Raw genomic sequence first — 15,962 nt, 5'->3', positions numbered from 1 at the left:
CGGTCCCCCGAGACATTGTGGAGAGTTCGAAATGGATATCCGTTATTCCGTCAATCAGAAGGATTTCAAGCGTTACACGACCGAGGAAGTGCGCGATGAATTCCTGATCGAGAACCTTTACGTTGCCGATACAGTCGTCGCCGTCTACACGCACATCGATCGCATGGTGACGTTCGGTTGCATGCCGGTCAGCGAAGCTGTGTCGCTCGACAAGGGTATCGACTGCATGGGTACGTTCGGCACCAGCTACATTCTGGAACGCCGCGAGATCGGCATTTTCAACCTCGGTGGCGCTGGCTCCATCGAAGCCGATGACGAGACCTACACCCTTGATTTCCAGGATTGCCTTTATATCAGCCGCGGCACCAAGAATGTCGTGTTCAAGAGCGCTGATCCGGCCAAGCCTGCCAAGTTCTATATGGTTTCTGCTCCGGCGCATAAGGCCTGCAAGACCACCTTCCTGAAGATGGCAGACGCGAAGAAGGTTCCGATGGGCGATACCGCCACGTCGAACAAGCGCGTCATCAACCAGTTCATCCATCCCGACGTTCTGGAAACCTGCCAGCTTTCCATGGGCCTGACCCAGCTGGAGCCGGGCAATGTCTGGAACACCATGCCGGCCCATACCCATGAGCGCCGCATGGAAATCTACACCTATTTCAATCTGCCGGAAGATCAGTCCGTCTTCCACATGATGGGCGAGGGCAAGGAAACCCGCCATATTCTGGTGCAGAACGAACAGGCCGTGATCAGCCCGTCCTGGAGCATCCATGCCGGCTGCGGCACGACCAACTACACCTTCATCTGGGCGATGGGTGGCGAAAACCAGACCTTCAACGACATGGATGTCATCCCGATCAACCAGCTGCGCTGATCGCTGACGTTAATCGTCCATCCCACTGAAGATCTCTCAAGAACGGAAAGACCCGATCCATGAGTTTTGCAGACAATTTCTCCCTCAAGGGCAAGGTTGCACTGGTTACCGGCGCGTCCTACGGCATTGGTTTCTCCATCGCTTCGGCGCTTGGCGAAGCCGGTGCGACCATCGTCTTCAACGACATCAACGAAGACTTCCTCAAGAAGGGCCTTGAAGCCTACAAGGAAGCCGGAATCGAAGCCAAGGGCTATATCTGTGACGTTACCGATGAGCCTGCTGTGCAGAAGATGGTGGCCCAGATTGCCGAAGATGTCGGCCCGGTCGACATTCTTGTCAACAATGCCGGCATCATTGCCCGCACGCCGATGCACGAGATGGAAGCCAAGGATTTCCGCAAGGTTATCGACATCGACCTGACGGCCCCCTTCATCGTCGCCAAGGCGGTCCTGCCGTCGATGATGGAACGCCGCAGCGGCAAGATCATCAATATCTGCTCGATGATGAGCGAGCTCGGCCGCGAAACGGTTTCGGCCTATGCCGCTGCCAAGGGCGGCCTGAAGATGCTGACCCGCAACATCGCCTCGGAATATGGCTCCTACAACATCCAGTGCAACGGCATCGGCCCGGGCTATATCGAAACGCCCCAGACCGCACCGCTGCGCGAGCCCGGCCATCCGTTCAATTCCTTCATCCTGGCCAAGACCCCGGCAAACCGCTGGGGCACGACCGGCGACCTGAAGGGTCCGGCCGTGTTCCTCGCCTCGCAGGCTTCGGATTTCGTCAACGGCCACGTGCTTTATGTTGATGGCGGCATTCTCGCCTATATCGGCAAGCAGCCGTAACCGGTTGGCACCGTGAAAACGCGCGTTATATAGACGCTTTATCAATTGCAGGCGGCGGTTCGCGTCGCCTGCATTCTTTATATGGGAAGACCCGAATGCGGCCGTCTCGACGATGGCCAGAAGAGGAGCGGGAAGATGAGCAAGAGCGACACTGAGATTGAAGCGATTGCCGCAGCCTTTGTCGAGGCGCGGCGTCAGGCAACCAAACTCGATGATTTCCCCGGCGATCTGCCGGCCACGCTGGAAGAGGCCTATCGCGTGCAGGACAAGGCGCTGGAACTGGACATGCGCCCGATCGGTGGTTGGAAAGTCGCTGGCGTTCATCCTGATCTGCGGGCAAAGCTCGGCGCAACCCGCATTGTCGGCCCGATCTATGCTGACAACATCCGTCGTCTGCCGAAGGGCGGCATGGCAGAGGTCAGCGTCTTTGAAGGTGGCTTTGCAGCACTTGAGGCCGAATTCACGGTGGTCTTCGCCAAGGATCTCGAAGCCGGCCCGAACGGTTTCAGCGATGATGTTATTCTGAATGCCATTGGCGCGATCCATGCGGGTGCTGAAATTGCCTCCAGCCCGCTTGCAACGCTGAATGCGCTCGGCCCGACCGCCGTCGTCTCCGATCACGGCAACAATGCCGGTGCGGTTGTCGGACCGGTCATCGACGGCTGGAAGCGGCTGACTTTTGATGCGATGACCTCTCGGATGCTGGTCGATGGTGCTGTTGTCGGCGAGGGCTCTGCTGCCAAGGTTGCCAATGGTCCGCTCGAATCCGTCCGCCTTCTGGCTGAAAATCTCGCCAGCCGCGGCCGTATTCTCCATGCCGGCGATATCGTGCTGACCGGCATGACCACCGGTATTCACGAAGTGCTGCCTGGCGCCTGCGGCCGGGCTGAATTTGCCGGCGCTGAAGCTTTTGAGATCGTCGTCAAGGCTGCAATGCCGCGCGGTTGAACCCGGCATTTACCGCCCATTGAAAAGCCCGCCCGGTTGCCTCCGGGCGGACTCAGATTGCCGACAGGCCTCGTCTTCTTCTCTGGTGTCATGCCTGTGCTTGTCACAGGCATCCAGCCGACGCGCGCATCCGTTGCGGCGAAAGACTCGGCCTATTCAATTCCTTAAGGATATGGATCCCCGTGACAAGCACGAGGATGACGGCGGCGGCTATTCCATCTCAAACAGGCCATCTGATTGAGTTTGTCAGTCATCTGGGGCCGGAGCATCGTCTCCGGCCCTTTTGCGCAATCGGCAAAGGCGGCTCAGGCGGCCGGCATGTCCAGCGATGCCATGTCGATGACAAAGCGGTAGCGCACATCAGCGGCTTCGAGCCGCTTGTAGGCCTCGTTGATCTCGTCCATGCGGATCATCTCGCATTCCGGCAGAATGTTCTTGCGGCCGCAGAAATCGAGCATTTCCTGGGTTTCGCGAATGCCGCCGATCGGCGAACCGGCAATGCGCCGGCGACCGCCAAGCAGCGGCAGGCTGCTGAAGGCCGCCATGGGGCCGATCTGGCCGACGAGACAGATGGTGCCATCGACGTCGAGAAGCGGCATATAGGGCGAAACATCGTGCTGGACCGGGATCGTGTCGATGATCAGATCGAAGGAGGAGGCTGCCGCGCGCATCGCATCGGGATCGGCGGAGACCAGAAAATCATCGGCGCCGAGTTCCATGGCATCTGCCTTTTTCGACGGGCTGCGGGAGATCACCGTTACCTTGGCGCCCATGCCGACGGCCAGCTTGATCGCCATATGGCCAAGTCCGCCCATGCCGGCAACGCCGACACGGCTGCCGGGGCCGACATTCCAGGTTCGCAATGGCGAGTAGGTGGTGATCCCGGCGCAGAGCAGCGGTGCCGCGCGTGCGAGATCGAGATTGTCCGGCACGAAAAGCGCGAATTCCTCGCGCACGGTCAGATGTTTGGAATAGCCGCCGAGGGTGTTTTCGCCGGTCACGCGGTCGCGGCCATTATAGGTGCCGGTATTGCCCTGGCGGCAGAGCTGTTCCTCGCCCTTGCGACACTGGTCGCATTCCATGCAGCTGTCGACCATGCAGCCGACGGCCGCGTGATCGCCGACCTTGAACTTGCTGACGGAAGAGCCGACGGCGATCACCTTGCCGACGATCTCATGGCCGGGCATGGCCGGATAAACACTCCAGCCCCAGTCGTTGCGCGCGGTGTGCAGATCGGAGTGGCAGACGCCGCAATAGAGGATCTCCATGACCACGTCATTGGCGCGCGGCGCGCGGCGTTCGAAAGAATAGGGTTCCAGTGGCGCATCGGCCGAAGTGCAGGCAAAACCAATCGATTTCATGATGGGAAACTCTTCTTGACGGACGGTTTTCTGAAGGATGAAGCCGGAAAGCCGCCTGCATCCACGCAGCTAAGATAGGCCGAAATGGCGCGATGGGAAGCCCAGGCATCAACTGCTGCCCGGATGGCAGCACCGCGCACGCAAATTGCCGCAGGTTGTGCCCGTTTCGCAGGCTTGACAAAAGTTTAGGCAATTTTTAGCTTTGATCAACATCACATTCCGACTGCAATGGGTAAAAAGCTTGGCGCCGGAATCCGCTGTATCATCACGGAGTCCAATGCATGGCCAGGAACGGGCAAGCCTATCTCGACAAGATCAACAACGACAACCGCACCGTTTATATCGATGGGCGCAAGGTCGACAATGTCGTCACTGATCCGGCATTTCAGAACGCGGTAAAATCGGTCGCAGGCCTTTACGATTTTCAGGCGCAGCCTGAAAATCTCGAAGCGATGACCTTTTCGTCGCCGAAGACCGGTGAGCGTGTTTCGCAATCCTGGTTTCTGCCGACGTCGTGGGAAGAACTCGTCTTTCGCCGCAAGGCGCTGGAAAAATGGGCGGCGCAGACCTGCGGCATGATCGGCCGTTCGCCCGACCATGTTGCCTCGACGATTTCGGCTTTCCGGATGGGGCTGCCGGCCTTCGAGGAGTTCGATCCCAAGCGGGCTGCGGCGGTCAGATCCTATTATGAATATGCCCGCGACAATGATCTGTTTCTGTCTTACGTGATCATCAACCCGCAGGCGGACAAGGCGAAATCCGCCGGTGGTCAGCCCGATCCCGATCTGGTCTGCCGGGTCGTGGATGAGGATTCCGAGGGGATCACCATCCGTGGCGCCAAGATGCTGGCAACCAGTGGCGTTCTGGCGGACGAACTGCTGGTCTCGGGTTTCCAGGCCCTGCAGCCGGGGGATGAGGCCTATGCCTTCACCGCCGTGACGCCGATCAATGCCAGGGGGCTGACGCTGATGTCGCGCCGCTCCTATGAGAAGGACGCAACCTCGTCTTTCGACTATCCGCTTTCCAGCCGGTTCGACGAGAATGATGCGGTCGTCTATTTCGATGATGTGAAGATTTCCTGGGACCGCGTTTTCGTCAATCAGGATCTGAAACTGGCGCAGGCGCAGTGGCACAATACCCGTACCCATGTCTATCAGAACTACCAGTGCATCATCAGGCTGATGGTGAAGCTGCGTTTTCTGATCGGGCTGATGCGCAAGATTGCCGAGACCAACAACATCATCAACTATCCGCAGGTGCGTGAAACGCTCGGCCTGATGGCCGCCAAGGTCAATAATATCGAAGCGCTGATCACGGCGATGGAAATCTCGGGCGAGGTGCATAACGGCTATTTCGTGCCGGACCGCACCATGCTTTGCACCGCGCAGGTGATTGCCCAGACCACCTATCCGGAAGTGGTCGAGACCCTGCGTACACTCGCCGGTGGCGGTCTGATCATGGTGCCGTCCTCGGTCGAGGATTTCGACAATCCGATTACCGCAGCGATCATCGGCAAGACCCAGCGCTCGGCCATCTGCGACAGCCATGAACGGGTCAAGCTGATGAAGCTGGCCTGGGATGCCGTCGGTTCCGAATTCGGCTCGCGTCATCTGCAATATGAAATGTTCTATTCCGGCCCCGCCTTCGTCACGCGCGGCAATGCTTTCCGGTTCTACGACTGGGATGGTGTGAAGGGCTTTGTCGAGGATTTCATGGGTAGCTATGACCTCGCGACGCCGATCAGCGATGCGGCGGAGTGAGCTGATGCCGACGACTGACGCGATTGCCAGAAGCGCTTTCATCACGCGCTTCGACACTCCCATGACCAAGGGCAGGGTTGGCCCGCTTTCAGGCCTCAGCTTTGTCGCCAAGGACCTTTTCGATATCGAGGGCCATGTCACGGCCTGCGGCAATGTGGACCGTGCCCGCGACGGCAAGCCTTCGCTGTCGACCGCGCCCTCGGTGCTGACGGCGCTGATGAGCGGTGCAAGCCTGATCGGCAAGACCCACACGGATGAGCTGGCCTGCGGCATGTTCGGCATGAACCCGGCCTTCGGCACGCCGATCAATCCCGCGGCCCCGGACCGCGCGCCGGGCGGCTCGTCGTCCGGCTCGGCCGCTGCCGTCGGTGCGGGTATCGCCGATTTCGGCATCGGTTCGGATACCGGCGGGTCGATCCGCGTTCCGGCCAGTTTTTGCGGGCTTTATGGACTGCGCACCACCTTCGGCCGGATTTCCACCGCCGGCGTCATGGCCATGGCGCCGAGTTTCGACACGGTCGGCTGGCTGGCGCGTGATGCCAGCATGCTGGCGCGGGTCGGCGAGGCCTATTTCGGCGCTTTTTCGCGCGATAGGGCGGCACCGCGGCTGATGATTGCCCGTGATGCCTTTGATATTCCGGTCAACGGCATTGGCGAGACATTGCTGCGTGCGGCGCAGATGCTTGGCCCGGCGCAGGATATCACGCTCTATCAGGAGGGCGTCGAGCACTGGCTCGATACCTTCCGGCCATTGCAGCTCCACGATCTCTGGGCAACGCTCGGCAACTGGTGCATGGAGCCGGGCCGGGCGCTGTCGGAATCGGTCGACCAGCGCATCAACCTGTCGAGGACCGTCGATCCTGAAGCCCATGCGAAAGCGGTCGTCAATCGCGAACATCTGACGACGCGGCTTCTTGATCTGCTCGGCGATGACGGCATGATCGTCATTCCGACGGCCCATGATCTGCCGCCTTTCCTTGACGCCGATGTGTCTGCACAGATCGTCTTCCGCGAAAAGACACTGGCGCTGACCTGTGTCGCAAGCCTTTGCCGTCTGCCGCAGATCGCCATCCCTGCGGCCACGGTCGATCACTGCCCGGTCGGGCTGTCGGTGATCGCCGGTCATCGCGGCGAGGAGCGGCTGCTGGCCTTTGCCGAGGCGCTCGGACCGCTGGTGGAGCGCTCATGATCAACGATGGCGACCGCGATTTCATCGGCTATGGCAAAACCCCGCCGGACCCACAATGGCCGGGCGGCGCGCGCATGGCGCTTGTGGTCGTGCTCAATCTCGAAGAGGGGGCAGAGGCCTCCATTGCCGATGGTGACAGCGCAAGCGAGGTCGGGCTCACGGATGGCATTCCCGGCGAAGTGCCGGCCGGAACGCGCGATTTCGTCGCTGAAACGCTTTACGAATATGGCAGCCGGGTCGGCTTCTGGCGCCTGTCTGAGCTGTTCTTCGACCGGGGCCTCAAACTCACCGTCAATGCCTGTGCACGGGCGCTGGAAAAGACGCCGGAAATCGGCCGCGAGATCGCCGCCGCCGGTTTCGATCTCTGCGCCCATGGTGATCGCTTCGCCCGGCATTTCCTGATGACTGAATCGGAAGAGCGCAAGGTGATCGCCCGCACGGTGGAAAGCCTGCAGCGCACGGTCGGCATCCGCCCGCTTGGCTGGCAGAGCCGCTATTCGCCAAGCGCTGCGACCCGCAGGCTGCTGGTGGAACATGGCGGCTTTCTCTACGATGCCGATAGCTATGCCGATGATCTGCCCTTCTGGGTGAAAACGGCCGGTTTCTCGCATCTGGTCGTGCCGCATTCCTTTACCCATAATGATAACCGGCTTGCGACCGCGAAGCTTGGTACGGCCGAGGACATGTATGCGCATCTCGGCTCTGCTTTCCGTGTGCTTTATGCCGAAAGCGCCCGCCGCCCGCGGATGATGACGGTGAGCCTTCATGCCCGCATTTCCGGTCAGCCGTCACGGTTCGAGGCGGTGCAGCGTTTTCTTGATCTGGTCGGGCAACACCCCGATGTCTGGATCGCCGGGCGTTCCGAGGTCGCGCGTCACTGGATCGCAACTCATCCGCCGGAGGCAGGCGCATGAACGACACGGTGCTGATTTCCGGCGGGCTGGTCGCTGATCCCTTGTCCGGTACGGTCGAACATCGCGATCTTCTGGTCAAAGCCGGTCGGATTGATGCCATTGCCAGGCCCGGCACGCTTGTCGGCGAGACGGTGGTCGATGCCTCGCGGCGCATGGTGGTCCCCGGTTTGATCAACAGCCACACGCACGGACATATGAGCCTCAACAAGGGCATGGCCGAACGCTGGATGCTGGAGACTTCGCTCAGCCATGCATCCTGGCTTGCGGGGCGGCGCTCGCCCGAAACCATCTATGCCTCGACGCTTCTCGCGGCTGCCGAGATGCTGAAGAAGGGGGCGACGGCCTGTTTCGATCTCGTCTATGAATATCCGTTGCCGACGGTCGAGGGCTTTTTCGCCTGCGCCCGCGCCTATGCCGATGCCGGGATCAGGGCGCGGCTTTCGCCGATGATCTCCGATCTTTCCTTCTTTCAGGCGATCCCCGGCCTTGCCGATAGCTTGCCTGATGATCTGAAGGCCGCCGTTTCCGCGCCGATCGACGGCGCTGTGGTGCTGGATGCCGTGCGCGCCATCTTCGCCCGGCGCGACGAATTGCCAGCGGGCATTGAACTCGCCATCGCGCCAACCATTCCGCACCATTGTTCAGAGACATTCCTGCTGGCGTCAGCCGAAATCGCGGCTGAATTTTCGGTGCCGATCCATATGCATGTCGCGGAGAGCCGGTTGCAGCGGGTTACCGCCTTCCACAGATATGACATGTCGCCGATTGCCTATCTCAAGGATCTTGGCCTTCTGGGGCCGGAATTCGTGGCGGCCCACGCGGTCTGGCTTGATCCGGATGATCTTGACATGATTGCCGCAGCTGGCGCGAAGATCGCCCATGTTCCGGCAAGCAATATGCGTCTTGGCGTCGGCTTTGCCCATGTGCGGCCGATGCTGGAGCGTGGCATCACGGTCGGACTTGCCACCGACGGTGCCAACTCCTCCGATGCGCTGGACATGTTTCGCGCCATGCGGCTTTCTTCCTTCGGCGCCCGCCTCTATGGCGATCCGGCAGCGCACTGGCCAACCGCGCTGGAGACGTTTCGCATGGGCACCATGGCGGGGGCGGCGCTCATCGGCTGGGCCGATGCGGGCCGGATCGCCGTCGGCGCCGATGCCGACCTGGTTTTCCTCGATCTCGATCATATCGACTTCCTGCCGCTGAACGATCCGCTCAACCAGCTGATCACCAGTGCTGGCGCCGATACCATTACAGATGTCATGGTGGGCGGACGGTTCCGCCTGCGCGATGGCGTGCTGACGGCGCCTGTTTTTGATGATCTGTCGAACCGGGTTTCCGAGGCGGTTGCGCAGCTGCGGACCGATAATCGTGATCTTTCGGCACTTGCCAGCCGGCTCGCACCCTTTGCTGTTTCCCATGCGGAAAGGCTGATGAGCGCGCCGCTGGCCATCGAACGCTTCATCCGTCCGGAAAGGGGTTCGTTTGATGCCTGATCTCTCCCATGTGAGCCAGCCGGATCTGCGCCGCGCCCTTGGCCAGTTCGCCACCGGTATCGCCGTGGTCACCGCCCGCCATGAGGGGCGCAGCGTCGGCATGACGATTTCCTCCTTCACGTCGCTGTCGATGGAGCCGCCGCTGGTCTTGTGGAGCCTGCGCGACAATGCCCGTTCGCGCGCCGTCTTCGAGGCGGCGCAAGGCTTTGCCATCAGTGTGCTGTCGGAGAGCCAGAGCGGGATTGCCGCGCATTTCGCCCGTGGTCATGCCGATCCCTTTGCCGATGTGGAAACGATTGCGGCTGCAAGCGGCCTGCCATTGATTGCCGGGGCGCTCGCCCATTTCGACTGCAGGACCGACCGGATTTATGATGGCGGCGATCATCGCATTCTGATCGGCCGGGTCTCAGCCCTCAGCGTCGATGAGGGACGGCCGCTCGTTTTCTTTGCCAGCCGCTTTTCCCATGGCGTCGTCCCGATGGAGGTTGCATCCCATGCTTGAGCCTGTCCGAACCGGCTGGCGCCGGCTTTCCACCGATGCCGTGGCGGCTTCCGAGCGGTTGGACTACTGGCTCGCCGCGACCAATGCCGTCTTTCCGCCAACCGGCGTGCGGCGCAAGGATCCGGCCGGCTTTTATGGACGCCTCTCCTGGCTCACCTTCGGTGAGATCACCATGGCCGATATTGTCTCCAATGATCTGGTGGTCAGCCGTGCCGAAGAACATATTGACCGCGATGACCAGTGGTTTGAAGTGACGCTTCAGGTCGAGGGTGTCAGCGCCTTCAATCAGGGGGGGCGCGATGTGGTGACAACGCCGCGTTCCATGGTGCTTTATGACAGTCGCAGGCCCTATCGCATGGCTTTCGAGGGGCACTATCGCCAGATCTCGCTGAAAGTGCCGCGCCGGCCGATTGTCGATCGTATCCCGCATGTCGACAGGTTGCTGGCGCGCGCCATTCCGGCGGATCGCGTTCCCGGACGATTTTTCTACGATTTCGTCCTGGCGCTGGCCGATATGCGTCAGGACGAGGCAACAGCCATGCTGTCGGCCCGGATCGAGAGCCACGTGATCGACCTGCTGGCAACGGCACTGACCGGGTTTTCCGAAACCTTGCCGCTTTCGGCCGGGCGCGAGGCGCAGCTTGGCCGGGTCAAGACCTATATTCTTGATCATCTCGATGATGCAGCGCTGTCGCCGGCCGTCATCGCCAGGGCGGAAGGCCTGTCGCTGCGCTCGCTCTACGAGTTGTTCGAGCGCGAAGATGACCGGCTGGTGCCGTGGATCAAGGCCCAGCGGCTGGAGCGGATCCGCGCGGATCTCGCTGATCCGCTTCAGGCAGGCCTCCCCATCACCACGATCGCGCTCAAGCGTGGCTTCAAGGATTTTTCGCATTTCAGCCGCGCTTTTCGCAGTCGCTTCGACGTTGCCCCGAGGGACTACCGTCGCGCGCAACTTTGTTGCGTTGCAAAATAACATGGCTATGCTTTTCCGCACTGATGGACATGTCAGGAAACTGGAAAGCGGGCAGGGTGCAGGCATAGAGTTGGCACCATGTCATTCCGACCGGTTCTCGATGAGGGCATCAGCAACAACAGCAGGCACCAAGGCCATGGTTCATCCGGCTGACAATGGCGGAGAGACCCAGGCGCCCTTTTTCGAATCGCAAGTTTATGGGGAATGAAATCTTGAACGATCAGACCAGACTTTCACAATTGCAGGCCCGCGCCCGCCATGATCTGGAATGCACCGATTATCCGGCGCGTGAATGGGTCGCCCCGCGCGAATATCAGGGGCAGAAGGTCAAGGATGTCGTTATCATCGGCGGCGGTCAGACCGGATTGACGGTGGCTTTCAAGCTGATGCGCGAAAAGGTCACCAATATCGCCGTTCTGGAACGCAGTGAGGCCGGGTCCGAGGGGCCATGGTGCACCTTCGCGCGCATGATCACGCTGCGCACGCCGAAGACCGTGACAGGGCCGGAACTCGGTATCGGCTCGCTGTCGGTGCGCGCCTGGTGGGAAGCGAAATATGGCGTTGAAAGCTGGGATGCGCTCGGCAAGATCCCGAAGGAATTGTGGAGCGAATACCTGCTCTGGCTGCGCGAGACGGTCGGCATTCCGGTTCAAAATGGCGTTGAAGTCACCGATGTCGAGCCGCTCAGTGATGATCTCTTTGCCGTGACGACGAGGTCGGCTGAAGGCGAGAAGGTGCTTTATGCCCGCAACATCGTGCTGGCGACCGGCATTGACGGTTCCGGCCACTGGTCCGTGCCCGGCATCGTCTCTGAAAACCTGCCGCGCGAGGCCTATGGCCACACCTCCGAGATGATTGATTTCGAAGCATTGAAGGGCAAGAAGATCGCGGTCATCGGCGCGGGTGCTTCGGCCTTTGACAATGCCGCCGTCGCGCTTGAAACCGGTGCGGCAAGCGTGAAGCTCTTTGCCCGCCGCAAGCGTCTGCCCGTCGTCAATCCCTATCGCTGGATGGAATATACCGGCTTCCTGCGTCATTTCGGCGATCTCGACGATGCCCGCAAATGGCGCATCATGAAGACGCTGTTTGACCGCAACCAGCCGCCGCCCGCCGATACCTACAAGCGCTGCGCCGACTTTGCCAATTTTGCGCTGAAGCTCGGCAGCCCGATCGACGGTCTTGCCGAGAAGGATGGCAAGGTGCTGCTGACGACCCCGCATGGAACGGAAGAATTCGACTATCTGATCGTCGGGACCGGTTTCGTCAATGATTTCGCCGCCCGCCCCGAGCTTGCGCGTTTTGCCGAGAAGATTGCGGTCTGGGGGGATCGTTACACACCGGAAGCGCCGATGAAGGATGCGGTGATTGCCGGCTTCCCCTATCTCTCCGATTGCTTCCAGATGACCGAGAAGGTGCCGGGCACGGCCCCCTTCCTGCGCCATGTCTTCAACTACACCTACGGCGCCATGCCGAGCCTTGCCGGTGCGGCGGGTATCTCCTCGCTCAAATTCGGCATCGACCGGGTTTCACGCGGGCTGACCCGTGAATTGTTCCTGGCCGAGGCGGATGACCACTTTGAAGCCCTGAAGGCCTATGACGTGCCGGAGCTGGTTCTGCCGGAAGAAATGATGGAAGAACTGCCGGCGGCCAAAGCCTCATAAATGAAATGACGGATAACTGATGGTCTCGATTGAAAACCGTGAGCAGCGGATCGAAGAATCCAAGCGCAAGATTCAGGCTCCTTTCCATGTTGATCCGGAGCTGTGCATCTATTCCCCGCAGGATAATGTCGATGTGCTTGCCCATCCGCGGATCGCGGCATGGCTCGATTTCGTCCGCGACGAATATCAGCCCGACCTGCCCGAGGGGAAACGGCATATCCTGCTCTTCATGCCCTGCACGAAGACAAAGCCCTATCCCTTTTCAACCGAGCATCAGGCCATCAATCAGCGGCTGATCGCCGAAGGGTTCCGCCCGACCGATGAACTGAGCCTGCCGCAAGACCTCGTGGCGCGGCTTGAAGACGGCATTGCGCCCGAGGTGCTCAATCTGTCGCCGCTGAAAAACGACGCCGGCACGGTGATCCACCGCATGGTGATCTCCGAGCCGATGGGCGTCGTTCCCTATGAGCATATCGCTGATTACAAGGGCCTTGCCTCGCCGGCCTGCGCCTATGACGATCCGGGCCTGTTCGAAGGTCGGGGCAATGCGGTCTCGCCCTGGCGGGCCGACTGTACGGCGGTGAAGCTGTCGGAAACCAAATGGCGCTGGGGCGATGAGGAAAAGCGCCACTATGTGCTGATGCATAATGCCATGGCCGATGCCGTTGCCGCCGTCGTTGCCCGGATCGGCGGCAACTATGATGATGTCATTTCATGGGTCGCGCCCGGTCTCACCCATCGCTCCTTTGTCATCGCCGCCGATGAGCGGTCCGAAAACAAGGTTGTCGCCCGGCGCAAGATCGGCACGGTCTATCTGACGCTTGAAGGCGCCAATGATCAGTTGCCGAAATCCGCGCGGATCGAATGCCTGCCGACGCTGGATCAGTGCCGGGATGCCGTTCAGCGGCTGATGCAGCGGCTCGATATTTCCGAAAGCCATGCCCAGGCAATCTATGCCCGTGGTGGCGCCAACGCCACGCCGCTGGCCCTGCCGGAACTGCTCGACGTGCTGATGGCACGTCTTGGCCTTTAGAAGACGTCTCGACAACAATAAACCGGGGAACTGATGAGCGCATTCAAACTGAAGCTGGGGCTTTCCGACAGCGACCGCACCCGTCCGCTTGCCAATGGTGAGGCACCGATCGAAGGGATCGATACCGAGATTTCGATGATGGGGGTGCAGGCGCTGTTCAACCGCCAGCTCTCCACCCATGATTTCGACGTTTGCGAATTTCCGCTGGCCACCTATCTTCGAACGCTGGAAACGGCTGAAAGGCCCTATCTGGCGATCCCGATCTTTCCCTCGCGGCATTTCCGCTTTTCAAGCATTTATGTGAAGTCCGGCCGCGGCTTTGAAAAGCCTGCCGACCTTGCCGGAAAGCGCATCGGCATTCCGGTGTTCGATATGGCCGCCGCCGTCTGGCTGCGCGGCATATTCCACGATGCTTACGGCCTTGACCGGACATCGCCCACTTATGTGATCGGTGGCTTTGAAACACCGCGCACCGGCGATGAACATCCGCAGTTCTATCCGGGAAAATTCACCTTCGAGGACCGCCGCGACATGGGGCTGGCGCAGCTTCTGGCCAAGGGCGAAATCGATGCGCTTTATACCGCCCGGGCGCCGAGCACCTGGCCCTCTGCCGAGGTCGACCGGCTGTTTGCCGATCCAAAGGCCGCCGAGATAGCGTACTTCAACAAGACCGGCATCTTCCCGGCCATGCATGTTCTGGCGATCAAGCGTCCGATCGCCGAGGCCCATCCCCATGTTGTGCCAGCGCTCTTTGATGCTTTTTCACGGGCGCAGCAGATTGCCCGCGCCAGACTGTTCGAGGCCGCCGCCCTTTCCACCATGCTGCCCTGGCAGATGGAAGCGCTTCTGGAAACCGAAGCGGTGATGGGCAAGGATTACTGGCCTGCGGGCCTTGCCGGCAACCGGGTTATGCTGGAAACCATCATCCGTTACATGCTGGAAGACGGGCTGATCTCGACCGCTTTTGCTGTCGAGGACCTGTTTTCCGCCGATATGCTTGAAAGTTGAAATGATGCGCATCTGGATCAAGAACCCCATTGCCATGCTGGCGGAAAACGCCCCGGGCGGCCTGGTTGTCGAAGGCGGCAGGATTGTCGAACTGGTGGGCAATAATGGCCCGTCCGCCCCGTGTGACGAGGTGTTTGACGCAAGCCGCCACGTCATCATCCCGGGTCTCGTCAACACCCACCACCATTTCTTCCAGACGCTGACGCGCGCGCATCCCGGCGCCATCAACAAGGAGCTGTTTCCCTGGCTGAAAGTGCTCTATCCGCTCTGGGGCACGCATCTGAACCGCGACACCTTCCGGCTTGGCGTCCGGCTCGCGCTGACCGAACTTCTGATGTCCGGCTGCACCACGGCCTCGGATCATCTCTATGCGGTTGCCGCCGATATGCCGGATGCTGTCGATATCGAGGCGGAAGAGGCGGAGAAGCTGGGCATGCGCGTGGCGCTGACGCGCGGCGCGGTCAATATGGGCTCCAAGAGCGGCGGCATTGCCGATGAGCGGCTGATGCAGGATTACGATGTAGTGCTTGCCGATTGCGAACGTGTGCTCGGCAAGTTCCATGACCGCTCTGAAGGTTCGATGTCGACGGTCGCACTTGCACCCTGCGCGCCCTTCAATGTCACCAAGCAGCTGATGATCGATACCGCTATTCTGGCGGAAAAGCATGATTGCCGGCTTCACACCCATCTCGGCGAAACGCTGGATGAGGATGAATATTGCATGCATCACTTCCAGTGCCGCCCGGTCGATTATCTGGAGGAGGTGGGCTGGATGAATGACCGGGTCTGGCTTGCCCATGGCATCCATTTCACCGATGACGAGATCAAACGCCTCGGCCGCCATCGTGTCGGCGTCTGCCATTGCCCGACCTCGAACATGACGCTCGCCTCCGGCCAGTGCCGCACCAAGGATCTCGAGGCGGCTGGCGCAATCGTTGGCCTTGGCGTTGATGGATCCGCCTCCAATGACAATTCCAACATGATGGAAGGTGTGCGTCAGGCGCTGCTGCTTGGCCGGCTGACCTATGGCTCGTCTGCGATCACCCATCTCGACGTGCTGCGCTGGGCAACGGAAGGTTCTGCTGCCTGTATCGGTCGCAGCGATATTGGCAAAATTGCCGTCGGCTATCAGGCCGATCTCGCCTTCTTCACGCTGGATGAATTGCGGTTTTCCGGCGCCGGCGACCCGATCGCGGCGCTTGTTCTCTGTGGTGCGCATGCGGCGGACCGGATGATGGTGGCCGGCAAGTGGCAGGTCATCGACGGCAATCCGCTCGGCGTCGATGTCGGCAAGCTCAGGGAAGAGCATGGCAAGGCGGCAAGGCGTTTTCTGGAGGCAGCGACGTCTGCGTGATTGCCTTTTCGCGCTCTGCCGGACCATCTTTCCGGCAGATCTTC

The 15,962-nt window shown here is 60.6% G+C and carries 14 protein-coding genes; 13 read left to right on the top strand and 1 reads right to left on the bottom strand.

Annotation, left to right across the window (positions count from 1 at the left end):
- Positions 1 to 31 precede the first annotated feature (31 nt).
- From kduI to HCK86_RS19110, 3 genes are all read left to right on the top strand, one after another.
- A complete protein-coding gene (gene kduI / locus HCK86_RS19120) occupies positions 32 to 874 on the top strand; it encodes a 5-dehydro-4-deoxy-D-glucuronate isomerase (protein ID WP_176086079.1) in 843 nt (280 codons plus the stop codon).
- A gap of 59 nt (positions 875 to 933) precedes the next feature.
- Positions 934 to 1,719, top strand: a complete 786-nt coding sequence (locus HCK86_RS19115; RefSeq protein ID WP_176086078.1) for a gluconate 5-dehydrogenase — start codon at positions 934 to 936, stop codon at positions 1,717 to 1,719.
- A gap of 135 nt (positions 1,720 to 1,854) precedes the next feature.
- Entirely contained in the window at positions 1,855 to 2,667 is an 813-nt protein-coding gene (locus tag HCK86_RS19110; RefSeq protein ID WP_176086077.1) for a fumarylacetoacetate hydrolase family protein, read from the top strand.
- A 305-nt stretch (positions 2,668 to 2,972) separates the two neighbouring features.
- On the opposite strand, the gene HCK86_RS19105 is transcribed toward HCK86_RS19110, so the two are convergent.
- Positions 2,973 to 4,028, bottom strand: coding sequence for an NAD(P)-dependent alcohol dehydrogenase (locus HCK86_RS19105; RefSeq protein WP_176086076.1), 1,056 nt, complete (start codon positions 4,026 to 4,028; stop codon positions 2,973 to 2,975).
- A gap of 281 nt (positions 4,029 to 4,309) precedes the next feature.
- Here HCK86_RS19105 and HCK86_RS19100 point away from each other — a divergent pair, with 281 nt between their 5' ends.
- The 10 genes from HCK86_RS19100 (at position 4,310) to HCK86_RS19055 (ending at position 15,918) form a co-directional block, all read left to right on the top strand.
- On the top strand, positions 4,310 to 5,788 hold the full coding sequence (locus tag HCK86_RS19100) for a 4-hydroxyphenylacetate 3-hydroxylase N-terminal domain-containing protein (RefSeq protein WP_176086075.1): 1,479 nt from the start codon (positions 4,310 to 4,312) through the stop codon (positions 5,786 to 5,788).
- Positions 5,789 to 5,792: 4 nt separating this feature from the next.
- Positions 5,793 to 6,977, top strand: a complete 1,185-nt coding sequence (locus HCK86_RS19095; protein WP_176086074.1) for an amidase — start codon at positions 5,793 to 5,795, stop codon at positions 6,975 to 6,977.
- The gene (locus HCK86_RS19090) at positions 6,974 to 7,891 is read left to right on the top strand and encodes a polysaccharide deacetylase family protein (protein ID WP_176086073.1); all 918 of its coding nucleotides are present in this window, start codon (positions 6,974 to 6,976) and stop codon (positions 7,889 to 7,891) included. Before HCK86_RS19095 ends, HCK86_RS19090 begins: the two co-directional genes overlap by 4 nt.
- On the top strand, positions 7,888 to 9,387 hold the full coding sequence (locus HCK86_RS19085; protein WP_176086072.1) for an amidohydrolase family protein: 1,500 nt from the start codon (positions 7,888 to 7,890) through the stop codon (positions 9,385 to 9,387). Before HCK86_RS19090 ends, HCK86_RS19085 begins: the two co-directional genes overlap by 4 nt.
- Positions 9,380 to 9,889, top strand: coding sequence for a flavin reductase family protein (locus tag HCK86_RS19080; protein ID WP_176086071.1), 510 nt, complete (start codon positions 9,380 to 9,382; stop codon positions 9,887 to 9,889). The genes HCK86_RS19085 and HCK86_RS19080 overlap by 8 nt, the downstream gene beginning before the upstream one ends.
- Entirely contained in the window at positions 9,882 to 10,862 is a 981-nt protein-coding gene (locus HCK86_RS19075; protein ID WP_176086070.1) for a helix-turn-helix domain-containing protein, read from the top strand. Before HCK86_RS19080 ends, HCK86_RS19075 begins: the two co-directional genes overlap by 8 nt.
- A gap of 212 nt (positions 10,863 to 11,074) precedes the next feature.
- Entirely contained in the window at positions 11,075 to 12,523 is a 1,449-nt protein-coding gene (locus tag HCK86_RS19070) for an NAD(P)/FAD-dependent oxidoreductase (RefSeq protein ID WP_210259962.1), read from the top strand.
- A 19-nt stretch (positions 12,524 to 12,542) separates the two neighbouring features.
- Entirely contained in the window at positions 12,543 to 13,556 is a 1,014-nt protein-coding gene (locus tag HCK86_RS19065; protein ID WP_176086068.1) for a hypothetical protein, read from the top strand.
- Positions 13,557 to 13,589: 33 nt separating this feature from the next.
- A complete protein-coding gene (locus HCK86_RS19060) occupies positions 13,590 to 14,564 on the top strand; it encodes an ABC transporter substrate-binding protein (protein WP_176086067.1) in 975 nt (324 codons plus the stop codon).
- Position 14,565: 1 nt separating this feature from the next.
- Positions 14,566 to 15,918, top strand: coding sequence for an 8-oxoguanine deaminase (locus tag HCK86_RS19055; RefSeq protein WP_210259961.1), 1,353 nt, complete (start codon positions 14,566 to 14,568; stop codon positions 15,916 to 15,918).
- Positions 15,919 to 15,962 lie beyond the last annotated feature (44 nt).

It is taken from the genome of Martelella sp. HB161492 (assembly GCF_013184775.1).
Classification (GTDB): Bacteria; Pseudomonadota; Alphaproteobacteria; order Rhizobiales; family Rhizobiaceae; genus Martelella.
Note: the sequence above shows the minus strand (reverse complement) of the source record. Positions and strands in the feature narration are given on the sequence as shown.